Annotated in this window: 13 protein-coding genes, 1 other RNA gene and 1 riboswitch; of the genes, 8 read left to right on the plus strand and 6 right to left on the minus strand. The window is 42.0% G+C overall.

The window, feature by feature from the left end; translation table 11 throughout:
• The first annotated feature begins 86 nt into the window (after positions 1-86).
• The gene (locus ABD873_RS00770; RefSeq protein WP_345063299.1) at positions 87-2,633 is read left to right on the plus strand and encodes an ATP-dependent Clp protease ATP-binding subunit; all 2,547 of its coding nucleotides are present in this window, start codon (positions 87-89) and stop codon (positions 2,631-2,633) included.
• Between the two features lie 131 nt (positions 2,634-2,764).
• Here ABD873_RS00770 and carA read toward each other — a convergent pair whose 3' ends face one another.
• From carA to holA, 4 genes are all read right to left on the minus strand, one after another.
• On the minus strand, positions 2,765-3,865 hold the full coding sequence (gene carA / locus ABD873_RS00775; protein ID WP_345063302.1) for a glutamine-hydrolyzing carbamoyl-phosphate synthase small subunit: 1,101 nt from the start codon (positions 3,863-3,865) through the stop codon (positions 2,765-2,767).
• 250 nt (positions 3,866-4,115) lie between these two features.
• The gene (locus ABD873_RS00780) at positions 4,116-4,313 is read right to left on the minus strand and encodes a YwbE family protein (RefSeq protein ID WP_345063305.1); all 198 of its coding nucleotides are present in this window, start codon (positions 4,311-4,313) and stop codon (positions 4,116-4,118) included.
• Complete coding sequence (locus ABD873_RS00785) at positions 4,314-4,877, minus strand: hypothetical protein (protein WP_345063308.1); 564 nt, start codon at positions 4,875-4,877, stop codon at positions 4,314-4,316.
• Positions 4,878-4,884: 7 nt separating this feature from the next.
• A complete protein-coding gene (holA, locus tag ABD873_RS00790; protein WP_345063311.1) occupies positions 4,885-5,901 on the minus strand; it encodes a DNA polymerase III subunit delta in 1,017 nt (338 codons plus the stop codon).
• Between the two features lie 22 nt (positions 5,902-5,923).
• On the opposite strand from holA, the gene ABD873_RS00795 reads away from it, so the two are divergent.
• From ABD873_RS00795 to ABD873_RS00825, 7 genes are all read left to right on the plus strand, one after another.
• Positions 5,924-6,469: a type I restriction enzyme HsdR N-terminal domain-containing protein gene (locus ABD873_RS00795; RefSeq protein ID WP_345063314.1), complete on the plus strand. Its 546-nt coding sequence runs from the start codon at positions 5,924-5,926 to the stop codon at positions 6,467-6,469.
• A 68-nt stretch (positions 6,470-6,537) separates the two neighbouring features.
• A complete protein-coding gene (gene clpP / locus ABD873_RS00800) occupies positions 6,538-7,239 on the plus strand; it encodes an ATP-dependent Clp endopeptidase proteolytic subunit ClpP (protein WP_345063316.1) in 702 nt (233 codons plus the stop codon).
• A gap of 1 nt (position 7,240) precedes the next feature.
• Positions 7,241-8,488 (plus strand): ATP-dependent Clp protease ATP-binding subunit ClpX, encoded by a 1,248-nt coding sequence (gene clpX / locus ABD873_RS00805; RefSeq protein WP_039054144.1) that lies wholly within the window; start codon positions 7,241-7,243, stop codon positions 8,486-8,488.
• A 70-nt stretch (positions 8,489-8,558) separates the two neighbouring features.
• A complete protein-coding gene (locus ABD873_RS00810) occupies positions 8,559-9,377 on the plus strand; it encodes an AMP nucleosidase (RefSeq protein WP_345063323.1) in 819 nt (272 codons plus the stop codon).
• A 161-nt stretch (positions 9,378-9,538) separates the two neighbouring features.
• Positions 9,539-9,652, plus strand: a riboswitch (SAM riboswitch).
• A gap of 246 nt (positions 9,653-9,898) precedes the next feature.
• Positions 9,899-11,206 carry an O-acetylhomoserine aminocarboxypropyltransferase/cysteine synthase family protein gene (locus tag ABD873_RS00815; protein WP_345063326.1) on the plus strand — a complete coding sequence of 436 codons (1,308 nt, stop codon included), beginning with the start codon at positions 9,899-9,901 and terminating at the stop codon, positions 11,204-11,206.
• Positions 11,207-11,274: 68 nt separating this feature from the next.
• Positions 11,275-12,456, plus strand: a complete 1,182-nt coding sequence (locus tag ABD873_RS00820) for a homoserine dehydrogenase (RefSeq protein WP_345063328.1) — start codon at positions 11,275-11,277, stop codon at positions 12,454-12,456.
• Between the two features lie 149 nt (positions 12,457-12,605).
• Positions 12,606-12,779 carry a hypothetical protein gene (locus ABD873_RS00825; protein ID WP_156138325.1) on the plus strand — a complete coding sequence of 58 codons (174 nt, stop codon included), beginning with the start codon at positions 12,606-12,608 and terminating at the stop codon, positions 12,777-12,779.
• 29 nt (positions 12,780-12,808) lie between these two features.
• Here ABD873_RS00825 and ABD873_RS00830 read toward each other — a convergent pair whose 3' ends face one another.
• Both ABD873_RS00830 and rnpB read right to left on the minus strand, forming a co-directional pair.
• Positions 12,809-14,173, minus strand: coding sequence for a sigma-54-dependent transcriptional regulator (locus ABD873_RS00830; RefSeq protein WP_039054141.1), 1,365 nt, complete (start codon positions 14,171-14,173; stop codon positions 12,809-12,811).
• A 56-nt stretch (positions 14,174-14,229) separates the two neighbouring features.
• Positions 14,230-14,623: RNase P RNA component class A (gene rnpB, locus ABD873_RS00835), an RNA gene on the minus strand.
• Between the last annotated feature and the right edge of the window lie 81 nt (positions 14,624-14,704).

A 14,704-nucleotide genomic window follows, 5' to 3' on the forward strand; every position in this document is an offset into this window, starting at 1 on the left:
ATAGTAAAATATAAGTTCGGATTTTGAGATTATTTCATACTTTTATAAAAACCCTGCTTATATTTCATAAAAGAAAGGTATTATTAATGGAAGCAAAATTTTCACCAAGAGTAAAGGATGTAATTTCATATAGTCGTGAGGAGGCTATCAGGCTCCGTCATGACTATATAGGTACAGAACATCTCTTACTGGGACTTATCCGAGAAGGTGATGGTATAGCTATAAAAATTTTAAAAAGCTTAAATATCGATACAGCACGTATCAGACAGGCCATAGAGGATGCAGTGAAAGGATCGTCTGTATCCCGGACACCTATTGGATCTGTCCCTTTAACAAAACAGGCAGAGAAAGTACTAAAAATTACATATCTGGAAGCTAAAATCTTCAAAAGCGACATCATTGGCACGGAACATCTGCTATTGGCTATCCTTCGTGATGAAGACAACATAGCCTCGCAAATCTTGCAACAGTTCGGTGTAAACTACGACCTGTTCAAAAATGAGGTAGAGCAAAACCGCGGTGTCATCCGAGATGAAGCGTCGAGCTCTTCTACACCAGACGATGACTACGAAGAACAGGAAAGCTTTTCCGCTCCCAAAAAAGTGTCAGACATCAAATCTAAGACGCCAGTACTGGACAACTTCGGTCGTGACCTGACAAGAGCCGCGGAAGAAGGCAAGTTAGACCCTATTGTTGGTCGCGAAAAAGAGATAGAACGAGTGTCGCAGATTTTGTCACGTCGTAAGAAAAACAACCCAATCCTCATCGGTGAGCCCGGAGTAGGTAAATCTGCCATTGCGGAAGGGCTAGCCTTACGTATCGTGCAAAGAAAGGTTTCACGTGTGCTGTTCAACAAGCGTGTAGTAACCTTGGATCTGGCTTCATTGGTAGCGGGCACCAAATACCGTGGCCAATTTGAAGAGCGTATGAAAGCCGTGATGAACGAACTGGAAAAGTCTCCGGATGTAATCTTATTTATCGATGAGATTCACACCATTGTAGGAGCAGGTGGCGCTTCGGGATCGTTGGACGCTTCAAACATGTTCAAACCTGCCCTAGCTCGTGGAGAAATCCAATGTATAGGTGCTACGACCCTAGACGAATACCGTCAGTACATCGAAAAGGATGGTGCTCTGGATCGTCGTTTCCAAAAGGTTATGGTAGAACCTGCCACCCATGAGGAAACGCTAGAAATCCTTAACCGTATCAAGGACAAATACGAAGAACATCACAATGTCATCTATACCCCGGAAGCATTAGAAGCCTGTGTAACATTGACATCACGTTATATCACCGACCGCTTTCTTCCGGACAAGGCTATAGATGCCTTGGACGAGGCAGGCTCACGCGTACACTTAACCAACATCCATGTCCCTCAATCTATTATCGATATAGAAGAGAAAATCGAAGAGGTAAAAATGGAGAAAAACAAAGTAGTACGCTCTCAGAAATATGAAGAGGCCGCAAAACTTCGTGACACGGAAAAACGCCTGTTGGAAGAGCTGGAAAAAGAAAAATCAGCATGGGAAGCTGAAACACGCACAAAAAGATACACCGTAACGGAAGAAAACGTAGCAGAGGTAGTATCCATGATGACAGGAATTCCAGTACAACGTGTAAGCCAATCCGACAGTCAGAAGCTGTTGAACATGGCTGAAGCGATGAAAGGTCGTATCATCGGTCAGGATGAGGCTGTACATAAGCTAGTAAAAGCTATACAGCGTACTCGTGCAGGCCTAAAAGATCCCAAAAAACCAATAGGATCATTCATCTTCTTAGGGCCTACCGGTGTAGGTAAGACCGAGCTGGCTAAAGAGTTGGCACGTTTCATGTTCGACTCGGAAGATGCCCTAATACAGGTAGACATGAGCGAATACATGGAAAAATTCGCCGTATCACGTCTCGTAGGAGCGCCTCCAGGATATGTAGGCTATGAAGAGGGTGGTCAGCTTACCGAAAAGGTTCGTCGTAAACCTTATTCCGTTGTGCTGCTGGATGAAATTGAAAAAGCCCATCCGGACGTATTCAACTTATTGTTACAAGTATTGGAAGAAGGCCAATTGACAGACTCTTTAGGTCGAAAGGTTGACTTCAGAAATACTATCATCATCATGACATCCAACATTGGGGTACGTCAACTCAAAGAGTTCGGGCAGGGTGTGGGCTTCACCACCTCGGCACGGGAAAATCAAGCAGATGCTCATTCACGCAGTGTGATTGAATCGGCATTGAAACGGGCTTTCGCTCCTGAATTCTTAAACCGTATTGATGATGTTATCGTCTTCAACTCTCTAAACAAAGAAGATATATTCAAAATCATCGATATCGAGCTTAAGTCACTTTTCAGCCGTATTGAAGGCTTGGGATACAGCATCCAGCTTACCGACAAAGCTAAAGAGTACATCGCTGACAAAGGCTATGATTCTAACTTCGGAGCGCGTCCTTTGAAACGTGCCATCCAGAAATATTTGGAAGATCCTATCGCCGAAGAGATCCTTAAAGGAGAACTGAAGCCAAATGCTACCTTGGTAGTAGATCTCGACGAAGAGAAAAAAGAGATTATCATCCGAGGAGAAAACCCGAACAAGGATGACTCCGTTTCTTCCGACATAAAAGAGGAAAACGAAAAGTAACCTTATTCAGTTTGAAGAGGAACACCCAAGTTTTTGAACTTGGGTGTTTTTTTATATTATCTTCCTGTAACAAAAAAGGCTCAACACTACTGTTGAGCCCTTCTACTATAAATAGAATAATAACTACAAACCTATGATTTTACCATACTTACAAACTCATCGAACAGGTAACGAGAATCGTGTGGGCCTGGCGAAGATTCCGGGTGATATTGCACCGAGAATGCTTTTTTACCTTTCACACGAATACCTTCAATAGAGTTGTCATTAAGGTTGATGTGGGTAATTTCTATATTTTCCGATTTTTCTACGTCTTCTCTCACTACTCCAAAGCCGTGGTTTTGTGATGTGATCTCACAACGATTGGAGATGATATTTTTCACAGGGTGGTTGATACCACGGTGACCGTTGAACATCTTTTCCGTACGGATGCCATTTGCCAACGCTAAGATCTGGTGACCTAAACAGATACCAAACATAGGTTTGTCAGCAGCCAAGATTTCTTTCACCGTATTGATAGCGTAATCCATCGCTGAAGGGTCACCCGGACCGTTAGAGATGAAGTAGCCGTCAGGCTCCCATTGTTCCATCTCCGCAAAAGTAGTTTTTGCAGGGAACACTTTCGCATACACCTGACGTGAGTCGAAGTTTCTTAAAATGTTACGTTTGATCCCCAAATCCAATACTGCAATACGTATTGCTGCATCTTCACTGCCATAATAATATGGCTCTTTCGTACTTACCTTTGAAGATAATTCTAAACCGGCCATTGAAGGAACTTTAGCCAATTCAGCTTTCAACGAATCTATGTTTAGGTTTTCTGATGAAATAATAGCGTTCATAGCACCTTTGTCACGGATGTGACGCACTAACGAACGTGTATCTATATCCGAAATACCGACCAAATTCTGTTCTTCAAAATAAGTCTGGATAGACTGATCAGCTAACTTACGGCTGTAGTTGATATTGAAGTTTTTACAAACTAATCCGGCGATTTGAATTTTTTCCGATTCTGTATCGTCTTCATCAATACCGTAGTTACCAATATGGGCATTTGTCGTCACCATGATTTGTCCATAATACGACGGATCGGTAAAGATTTCTTGGTACCCTGTAGTACCGGTGTTAAAACAAATTTCGCCAGTAGTTGTTCCTATTTTTCCGGCAGCCTTACCATGAAAAACAGTACCATCTTCTAAAACTAAAATTGCGGGTAATTTACTGTAGCTGGTCATTTCTTATTTATACTGTAAAAAATTATTCCATTTAACCATAACTGATGATCCGTCCGGACACAAAAAAAGCCCAAATGGGCTAACGTATCAAATATTTGATGATTCAATGATTACATTGAAGTTGATTGCTGAATATACCGGATCAAAAGTGCCTGATTTCACGAGGGACAAAGGTACAACAAAAACTAAATACTAAAAAAGAAAATCTTCAAAAAAATACATTCTCCTTCCCTTATTTATAGGCCGACGCCTATTCCACAATTTCCTTCACTCTTCCTACCTGACCATCCGTGAGCCTTACCTTGATACCATGCGGATGATAAGAAGAAGAAGTAAGAATGTCCTTTACCTCCCCTTCCGTTAGATGTCCCGAACGCTGGTCTTTCTTCAAGACTATGCGCACCCGCATTCCAGGCCTGATGGCCGCTCTATTTCTACCGTCATGCATCTATTTCAACATTAAACCTATAGAAATGTTGAAATGCTGGTGCTGAAAATCTTTCATAAAGACATTCTTGGTAAGCTGCTGATAACCATATGATGCAGACACCGTCCAGCTGGTCTTTCCCGGATTTTCACTCAAATAGAAAAATCCACCTTTGAACATCATTCCTTTGTCGTATTGAGCACTCAGCTTCGCGGCATAACCTACATTTGCTAACAACCCAATTTTGGAGTTGGCATTAAATTCACCGAAAGGAAGACGTCCATCCAAGAATATAGGGAATAAGTTCTGATCGTACTTATACTTATCTTGGTTGGCCGCATGTGGATCGTTGGTCTTATAGGTTCCTTTCAGTCGTTCATTTCCCAAGCCCAAACCCAAGAAGGCACGCTCATTGTAGTTTTTACCGAAGATAAAATGAACGGTGTATCCACTGAACGCTCCCTCGTAGCCTTCATTGGCAAAACCTAGGTTGGCACCTCCCTGAATGAGGGTATAGAATGAAGTCTGTGCCTTGACAGCCATAGAAGTACCCACCAACAGACATGCTAGTAAAAGTTTTTTCATATATTAATTAGTTTAGAATTTTAAAAATCATTTCGCGCAGCAAATCTCCTTCCGAGGTTTGAGGTCCCACCTCCACCCCTTTGAATTTAAGATCGTAATCTTTCAACACATGAAACACGTGAAACACTTTTGACTTATTGAAATTTCGGGCTGCAAGCTCGTAATCCTTCACAAAAAAAGGAGATATGCCCAATTCTTTGGCGACGGCGCTGGAACTTTTATCTGCCAGATAATGGTATTTCAACACCTTAGAAAAATAGCCGTACAAAGTAGCCATAACCATTATCGGAGGATTGGATTTAGGGTTGGCAGCAAAGTAGTCTACAATCTGGATGGCCTTCACCGCATCGCGTCTTCCTAAAGCGTTATTCAATTCGAAGACATTGAAGTCTTTGCTAATACCTATATTCTGTTCGATATCCTGCACAGAGATTTCTCTGTCTTTAGTGACGTTCAAGATCAGCTTTTGCACTTCATTAGCAACCTTGGATAGGTCCGTTCCTAAATATTCGGCCATCAGTGCTGCCGCCTGTGGATGTATCTTACGTCCTTGTTCTTGTATTTCACCGACAATCCATGGAGCTACCTTATCGTCATATAATTTCTGCGACTCAAAGGCGACACCCACCTTTTCTATATTTTTATAAAGCTTGGTACGCTTGTCAAATTTGCCATGCTTATACGCCAACACCAGAATCGTGGTTGGCGTAGGATTCTCCACATATTTGTTGAACAGCTCTACTTCTTCCTCGCCCTTCCACTTCATAGCCTGCGCCTCCTTCACAATGATGACCTGATAGTCACTCATCATAGGATAACGCTTCGCAGCATTGATGATGGTAGAAAAATCCACATCTTTGCCGTATAAAATGGTCTGATCAAACCCCTTTTGCGCGTCGTCAAGCACTCCTTTCTCAATAGCCTCACATAACACATCTATAAAATGCGACTCCTCCCCATGCAATAAGTACAACGGCTTGTATTTGCGCTGCTTGATACTATTGAGAATATCCTGAAATTTCATATCACTGCGAAATTAACTATTTATGATGAAAGATAAAGGAATAGCTGTAAATAGTAGTCTCAGCTTCCTAATTTCTTCTTTCGGAGGTAATTTCGTATCTTTGCCTATGTTTAGTCCCATTGCTTTAAACTTACCCCCAATAGCACTGAAACTTTCCCGCATTAACAACAAAATATACGTCTTCGATGTATTGCGGAAAAAAAATCTTGTCCTCACGCCAGAAGAATGGGTACGACAACATTGGGTTCATTTTCTTCATGATTACAAGGATTATCCGAAGTCGTTAATGAAAATAGAGGGAGGCTTGGTGGTCAATGATATGCAAAAAAGAAGTGATCTGGTCATCTATAATGCACAAGGAGAGAAAATAATCTTAGCAGAATTTAAAGCTCCACATGTTAAGATCACATCCAAAACTTTTGAGCAGATAAGCACCTACAACACCAAACATCGTATACCTTACCTATTAGTAAGTAACGGCATAGAACATCATTTCTGTAAGATAGATTTTGATAATGGCACCTTCGAATTCATCGAAGACATCCCAAATTACATTAGGGAGACATAATTTTATATTTTTTTCAAAAAAAGGATTTATATTTAGTTTTATATATTTACACAGAAAAAACGACATATATGAGTATAGATAAAAACGAATTTCGTAAATACGCCATAAAACACCATCGTATTGGTAGTCAACATGTAGATGGCTTCATCTCACGAGTAGAAAGAAGATTACCTACCAACTTGACCCCTTATATCGTGGAAGAACGTCAGCTCAACGTAGCGCAGATGGACGTTTTCTCCCGTTTGATGATGGACCGCATCATCTTTTTGGGCGATGCTATCAACGACCAAGTGGCAAACATTATTCAGGCTCAATTGTTATTCCTGCAGTCTACCGATGCCAAACGCGATATACAGATATATATCAATTCGCCGGGCGGAAGTGTATACGCGGGCTTAGGTATATACGACACCATGCAGTATATCTCTCCTGATGTGGCCACTATATGTACAGGTATGGCCGCTTCTATGGGAGCGGTACTATTGGTTGCAGGAGCAAAAGGTAAACGTGCAGCGTTGAAACATTCCCGCGTGATGATACACCAACCTTCAGGTGGTGCTCAAGGGGTGGCTGCCGACATGGAAATCAACCTTCGCGAGATGCTGAAGGTAAAAGAGGAGCTATATACCATCATCTCACAACACTCAGGACAAACATATGAGTGGGTTGAAAAATCTTCTGACCGTGATTATTGGATGAGAGCTTCGGAGGCAAAAGATTTTGGTATGATTGACGAGGTGCTAGTCCCTCGCAAAGACAGTAATATATAAAATGAATAAGAATCAGAAAGATATACATTGCTCCTTTTGTGGTATCAGCAAAAATGAAGCATTAATGCTCATTGCAGGCGACGGAGCTCATATCTGCGATCGTTGTGTAACCCAGGCGGGTGAAATTTTAGCGGAAGAATTAAATCACCGTAAAAATAAGTCGCTGCAGACGACATTGAAATTAATTCGTCCGATAGAAATCAAACAACACCTTGACCAGTATGTTATCGGTCAAGATGAAGCTAAAAAAGTAATCTCCGTAGCGGTATACAACCATTATAAGAGATTAAACCAAAAAACTTCTTCCGATGAGACAGAAATAGAAAAGTCTAACCTGCTTATCGTCGGAGAAACCGGAACAGGAAAAACCTTATTAGCAAAAACGGTAGCTAAAATACTTAACGTACCCTTTGCTATCGTGGATGCCACAGTGCTGACAGAAGCAGGATATGTGGGAGAAGACGTAGAAAGTATACTTACCCGCCTATTACAGGCAGCAGACTACGACGTAGCGGCAGCAGAAAGAGGTATTGTCTATATCGATGAGATTGACAAAATCGCACGCAAGAGCGACAACCCTTCCATCACACGCGATGTGTCGGGGGAAGGAGTTCAACAAGCGCTGTTGAAAATTCTGGAAGGAACCAACGTAAACGTACCTCCGCAGGGTGGACGTAAACACCCAGACCAGAAGATGATCACCGTAAATACAAACAATATTTTGTTTATATGCGGTGGAGCTTTCGACGGCATCCAAAAGAAAATCGCCAACCGTCTGCGTACACAGACCGTAGGCTATAAAATGAAAGACGAAGAGGAAGATATAGATTTAAATAACCTCTATAAGTATATCACTCCTCAGGATTTGAAAAGCTTCGGCTTAATCCCTGAGTTGATTGGTCGTCTTCCGGTATTGACGCACCTGAACCCGCTAGACAAGAAGGCGCTCTTGAGCATCTTGACAGAACCAAAAAATGCCTTGATTAAGCAGTACACAAAACTGTTTGAATATGAAGGCATAGAGCTGAAGTTTGACAAGGAAGTGTTCGACTTTATTGTAGACAAGGCTTGGGAATTCAAATTGGGGGCTCGTGGCTTGAGAAGCATCTGTGAAGCTATCATGCTGGATGCCATGTTTGAGATTCCATCCACAAAAGATCAGAGTGAGGACAAGACGCTTCATATCACGCTGGAATATGCGAAGCAAAAATTCGCCAAAGCAGATATCAAGAAGCTGAAAGTAGCATAAGCAGCGAAACCCTCACTCCTCCAAAGTGAGGGTTTCGTGTCTTTTGGGGTTAACATTAAAATTTAGTACTATGAAGAAAGAAAAAAAAACAGTAGAAAGTCCTATAACTCCAGGACTTAAAACAAAAGAAGAAATAGTCAACAATTGGCTGCCTAGATATACAGGAAAACCTTTAGAAGAGTTTAGCAATTACATCCTGCTTACCAACTTCACCAAATATGTGAAGTTGTTTTCAGCCATGCACGACGATGCACCCATCTATGGGGAAGACAAAGCCATGCAGGCATGTACCGCAGACGGCATCACCATCATCAACTTCGGTATGGGAAGCCCTATGGCCGCCACCATCATGGACCTCCTATCTGCCGTAAGGCCTAAAGCTGTTCTATTCTTGGGAAAAACCGGTGGACTAAAAAAGAAAATAGGTGTAGGTGAACTAATCCTTCCTATTGCAGCAATACGCGGCGAAGGTACGTCCAACGACTACTTCCCTCCCGAAGTACCGTCCCTACCGGCTTTCGCTCTCCAAAAGGCTATATCCACCACCATCCGTGAATATGGAAGAGACTACTGGACAGGTACGGTGTATACAACCAACCGCCGCGTGTGGGAACACGACAAGTCTTTCAAGAAATATCTGAAATCCATCCGCGCCATGGCTGTGGATATGGAAACCGCTACCATATTTAGCGTAGGGTTTGCCAACAAAATCCCTACAGGAGCCCTGCTATTGGTATCTGATCAGCCCATGGTTCCTGAAGGCGTCAAAACAGCGGATTCCGACATTTCCGTAACCGAAAAATATGTGGAAACACATCTCAAAATAGGTATTGATGCCTTAAAACAGCTTATCAACAATGGATTGACTGTCAAACATCTTAAGTTTTAAGTGCTGCCCTACATACATTAAACATAAAAGAGTGGCCTCTGAAGCCGCTCTTTTTGTTTTACAGAAATTTTTAAATAATTTTAATTTTACAAAAATTCTACTATCTTTGTCGAGTACTTTTGTAGCATATTACTAATCAAAACCTTTCAAGGATTGGTCTTGATTTATAAAGAAGTGGCGAGAGACTGGCTCAGTGACCCACTGGCAACCAGCAGCAAAAGGCTGAAAAGGTGCCAATTCCTGTCTAAAACATGTCGTTTTAGAGCATATAAATGTAAAAGACTATGATATATTCAACGAAGACAACATTAAATTATCCGATTGACAACCTTCCTGTTAAGGAACACCTTTCCGCATTTTTCACCCGTAAACATTCTATTTCGTGCATGCGAATGCGCTAGTCGTCTGCAATATTTTTCCTTACAGATATTGCTATATAAAAGACGACCACCCTTCTGAATACATTATTATTAAGGAGTAAATCATCATATATTTTTATAACCTGAAAAATTGAAAAGAAAATGGCTGAGAATAAAAGCTTAAAATTTGAAACTTTACAAGTACATGCTGGCCAAGAGGCCGACCCAACAACAGGATCAAGAGCTGTTCCAATCTATCAAACTACCTCATATGTTTTCGAGAATGCAGAACATGGTGCTAACCTATTTGCGCTGAAACAGTTCGGAAACATCTATACACGCATCATGAACCCTACCACCGACGTATTCGAAAAAAGAATAGCAGCATTGGAAGGTGGTGTGGCTGCCGTTGCTGTATCTTCCGGACAGGCCGCGCAGTTTATTGCATTAAACAACCTCTTGGAAAGCGGAGATAACTTCGTTGCAGGCGCTAACCTTTATGGAGGTACATACAACCAATTTAAGGTAGCCTTCAAAAGATTAGGTATCGAAGTACGCTTTGCCGAAGATTCAGATGCCGAAAATATCGAAAAGCTTATTGACGAAAAGACTAAAGCTATCTACGTAGAAACTATCGGTAACCCTTCTTACAATATCCCTGACTTCGACAAGATCGCTGCTGTAGCACGTAAATATGACATTCCTTTTATTGTGGATAACACTTTCGGTGCCGGAGGTTATCTTTTCAAACCTTTGGAACACGGCGCTAATGTTGTCGTAGAGTCAGCTACCAAATGGATTGGCGGCCACGGAACAAGTATCGGCGGAGTGATTATCGATGGTGGCAACTACAATTGGGGTAACGGCAAATTCAAACAATTCTCAGAGCCTTCAGAAGGTTATCACGGTTTGGTATTTTCTGAAGTGTTCGGCGAAAACGGTCCTTACGGCAATATACAGTTTGCCATCCGCGCACGCGTAGAAGGATTGCGAGACTTCGGTCCTTCCTTATCTCCATTCAACTCATTCCTATTGCTGCAAGGCTTGGAAACATTATCATTACGTGTGCAACGCCATGTGGACAATGCGCTCGAAATCGCCCAATGGTTGGAAGCTCACCCTCAGGTAGAAAAAGTAAGCTACCCTGGATTGAAGAGCCATCCTCATCACCATAATGCACAGAAATATCTTAAAAATGGATATGGTGCCGTTTTATCTTTCTCCATCAAAGGAGGAGCCGACAAAGCGAACGAATTCATCGATGCGTTACAACTGATAAGCCACTTGGCAAACGTAGGAGATGCCAAAACATTGATCATACATCCTGCTGCGACAACACACCAGCAGCTTACGACAGAAGAACAAGCTAAGGCCGGCGTATTCCCTGGATTGTTACGTCTGTCCGTGGGTATCGAACATATTGACGATATCAAAGCCGACTTAGCACAAGCTTTCGAAAAAATTAAGTAGTCTTCTGACTACTTAATTTTTTAATATCAGAAAATAAGGGAAAAGAGAAACTACAGTTATTTTATTTTATGAGTAAGAAACTTACTATCGGAATGTTCGGGTTTGGAGTTGTGGGACAAGGATTATACGACATTATCAAAACAAAAAACTTAAACTTAGAAATAAAAAAATTTGTCATTAAGAATGCCGACAAAAAGCGTTCATTGCCGGCAGAACTATTCACCACAGACGCCAATGCTATACTCGATGACCCGGAAATCAATACCGTAGTCGAGCTTATCGACGATGCCGAGGCAGCTTTCGAAATCACCAAAAGAGCCCTTTCATCGGGTAAGAATGTGGTTTCTGCCAACAAAAAAATGATTGCTACACATCTCCAAGAACTTACGGAACTACAACAACAATATGGCACCTCACTCTTGTACGAAGGAGCAGTATGTGGCAGTATTCCAATCATCCGCAATTTAGAAGAATACTATGACAATGAGCTGCTGCATTCAGTAAGCGGGATTTTCAACGGCTCCTCCAACTATATCCTTTCCAAAGTATTTAACGAAGGACAAAGCTATGCCGACGCCCTAAAAAAAGCACAGGAGCTAGGCTTCGCCGAAACCAACCCCATCTTAGATGTTGGTGGCTTTGACCCTAAATACAAGTTGACTATCGTTGCCTCGCACGCCTATGGCATCTTTGTCAATCCAGACAGCATCCTCAACCTAGGTATTGACAAATTAGGGGACGCCGATATACAGTTTGCTCGTGAGAAAAACTACAAAATTAAGTTGATTCCTTATGCCAAAGAGATAAGCAACAGCGAAGTAGTATTGTATGTGTTGCCGCGCTTCATCAACAAAGACAATATCTTATATAACGTTGAGAACGAAAATAATGGAGTGTTGGTAAAAGCAGCCTTCGCCGACGAACAGTTCTTCTATGGCAAAGGAGCAGGTGGACACCCTACCGGTTCGGCGGTATTGTCCGACATCGCTGCCTTGCGTTACGGCTATCGCTACGAATATAAAAAGCACCTGGAGTCCCAAGAGCTGCAATATTCTACAAACTACGACTTGAAAGTTTACCTCCGTTACGAAGACGAAGAACTCTTAAATAAGGTAACCTTCAAAAATATCTCTGAAAGATATTATGGCGAACATTATAAATATGTCATCGGAACCATAAATCTTCAGGAGATTCTGGACAAGAAAGAACTCATCAACCAAGAAGGTAACTTCTTGGCCGAATTACCTTAGTTCTCTCAGTAATATTATGCTTTTTTTGCATCACTAACCCCTAAAAAGGTTAGTGATTTTTTCTTAATATTTATTTCATGATCAAAAATTGCTTTAATGATGAATATTATATAGCTTTATAAGGAGACACCTAATTATACTCCAATTTTATGAAAAGATTATTTTTATTCACATTATTGGCAAGCATACAGCTATGTCTGGCGCAGGAACAAAGCGTGCATGAAGAAAAGTCCGCCACAGGCTATATTATCATCAGTGCAATCATTCTCATAGCTGTAATTGTCATCCTTTACAAAAGACAAAAAAGAAAATTTAACGAATAAAAAAGGGCAAGCATTACTTGCCCTTTTCATTATATCTCCACGCCAAATTTATCCAGTTTTTTCTTCAGCTCTGTTTCCGACAAACCTACCTGTCTTGCTGTCTTGGCTATATCGCCAAAATTCTTGTTCAGTTTATGTATCAAAAATTTCTCTTCGGCAAAACTTAAGAAATCATTGAAGTTTTCCATGCGGTCTAGGTCTATCATCGATGACCCTACAGCGTTCTTATGGGTAGATACGGATGGGTTGGCAAACATGTTTACCTCAGTCTTTGTGATTTTTTTGTCGCTGAGGATGATCAAACGTTCGATCATATTACGCAGTTCACGTATGTTTCCGGTCCAAGGCAGTTCCTGTAGTGCCTGCATAGCATCATCCGTAATTTCCTTCACAGGAATATTATAATCTACACAGATCTCTTCACAGAAAGCGTTGGCAAGAATCGGAATATCGTCTTTTCTTTCCGCTAAGGAAGGCACATGGATCAATATCACGCTCAGACGATGGTAAAGGTCCATACGGAAATTTCCGGCCTCTATTTCTTTTAGCAGATCTTTGTTCGTCGCTGCAATGACACGTACATCAATAGGGATTTCTTTGTCTCCTCCTACACGTGTTATTTTGTTCTCCTGTAGGGCGCGCAACACTTTTGCCTGTGCCGAAAGACTCATATCGCCGATTTCATCCAAGAACAGAGTTCCTCCGTTGGCTTGCTCAAATTTCCCGATACGTTGCTTAACCGCAGAGGTGAAGGATCCCTTCTCATGACCAAAAAGTTCGGATTCAATCAACTCGGAAGGGATGGCAGCACAGTTTACCTCAATAAGAGGACCTGACGCTCGGGCAGATTTCTCATGCAGCCAACGTGCGACCAACTCTTTTCCTGATCCATTGGCTCCCGTCACCAGCACTCTGGCGTCCGTCGGTGCTACCTTCTCTATGCTTTCTTTTATTAAAGATATTCCTGGCGATTCACCCAATATTTCTTTGGTTTTGGATACCTTACGCTTCAAGACTTTGGTCTCCTTGACCAGTGTAACTTTTTCCAAAGCATTGCGTACGGTAATCAGCAGCCTGTTAAGGTCCAGCGGCTTCTCTAAAAAGTCGTACGCTCCCTTGCGGGCAGCTTCCACGGCCGTTTCTATCGTGCCATGCCCCGAAATCATGATAAAAGGAGTCTCCGAAAACTCTTTCGCCGCCGAAAGTACTTCCATCCCATCCATCTTGTTCATCTTAATGTCGCACAACACCAAGTCTATCTTTTCCTTCTTTAGGATTTCCAAGCCTTCGGCACCGTTGTCGACATCGATGACTTTATAATCTTCGTATTCTAAAATATCACGCAATGAGCTACGAATAGGACGTTCGTCGTCAATTATCAGGATGGTGGTCATATGCAATAAGATTTATGATTATTTAGCAAAATAGCAAAAAGCTCATAGAAAAACAAAAAGAAGCAAACCTTATAAGCCGGGTTCTGTATCCTAAAGACTAGGACTTCTATCATTTATCTAGGCCTGCACTCACGCACAGGCTCTATCGACCTACCCATTGCGGGTCCTAGCGTCAACGACGATAGGAAAAGACGAGCAGCCTTTGAGTCCCGCAACCTATTTGGTCTTTCAACACACGAGGTTTTCCGCAATGTATGTCACCATACAAGGCCGTGAGCTCTTACCTCACGTTTTCACCCTTACCCCATGCAAGCATGTGGCGGTATATTTTCTGTGGCACTTTCTGTCTCCCCCCGAAGGGGCAGCCTTCCTGTTAGGAAGCGTGTTGCTCTGCGTTGCCCGGACTTTCCTCTCTCCTCTTACGAGGACAGCGATAGAACCAGTTTGCTTCTTTTTGCGTTTGCAAAGGTACCAAAGTTCTTCCGCATACAAAAACTTTACTTTAACGGTGACGCCATAATACAATTTTAT

It is taken from the genome of Sphingobacterium thermophilum (genome assembly GCF_039541675.1).
GTDB lineage: Bacteria > Bacteroidota > Bacteroidia > Sphingobacteriales > Sphingobacteriaceae > Sphingobacterium > Sphingobacterium thermophilum.

What these genes read in the sequence shown, in the direction of transcription:
- holA (WP_345063311.1), bottom strand. Translation starts at nt 5,901, where the DNA reads ATGAAATTTCAGGATATTCTCAATAGTATCAAGCAGCGCAAATACAAG.
- ABD873_RS00830 (WP_039054141.1), bottom strand. Translation starts at nt 14,173, where the DNA reads ATGACCACCATCCTGATAATTGACGACGAACGTCCTATTCGTAGCTCA.
- ABD873_RS00810 (WP_345063323.1), top strand. Translation starts at nt 8,559, where the DNA reads ATGAAGAAAGAAAAAAAAACAGTAGAAAGTCCTATAACTCCAGGACTT.
- ABD873_RS00815 (WP_345063326.1), top strand. Translation starts at nt 9,899, where the DNA reads ATGGCTGAGAATAAAAGCTTAAAATTTGAAACTTTACAAGTACATGCT.
- ABD873_RS00820 (WP_345063328.1), top strand. Translation starts at nt 11,275, where the DNA reads ATGAGTAAGAAACTTACTATCGGAATGTTCGGGTTTGGAGTTGTGGGA.
- ABD873_RS00795 (WP_345063314.1), top strand. Translation starts at nt 5,924, where the DNA reads ATGATGAAAGATAAAGGAATAGCTGTAAATAGTAGTCTCAGCTTCCTA.
- ABD873_RS00825 (WP_156138325.1), top strand. Translation starts at nt 12,606, where the DNA reads ATGAAAAGATTATTTTTATTCACATTATTGGCAAGCATACAGCTATGT.
- clpP (WP_345063316.1), top strand. Translation starts at nt 6,538, where the DNA reads ATGAGTATAGATAAAAACGAATTTCGTAAATACGCCATAAAACACCAT.
- clpX (WP_039054144.1), top strand. Translation starts at nt 7,241, where the DNA reads ATGAATAAGAATCAGAAAGATATACATTGCTCCTTTTGTGGTATCAGC.
- carA (WP_345063302.1), bottom strand. Translation starts at nt 3,865, where the DNA reads ATGACCAGCTACAGTAAATTACCCGCAATTTTAGTTTTAGAAGATGGT.
- ABD873_RS00770 (WP_345063299.1), top strand. Translation starts at nt 87, where the DNA reads ATGGAAGCAAAATTTTCACCAAGAGTAAAGGATGTAATTTCATATAGT.
- ABD873_RS00780 (WP_345063305.1), bottom strand. Translation starts at nt 4,313, where the DNA reads ATGCATGACGGTAGAAATAGAGCGGCCATCAGGCCTGGAATGCGGGTG.
- ABD873_RS00785 (WP_345063308.1), bottom strand. Translation starts at nt 4,877, where the DNA reads ATGAAAAAACTTTTACTAGCATGTCTGTTGGTGGGTACTTCTATGGCT.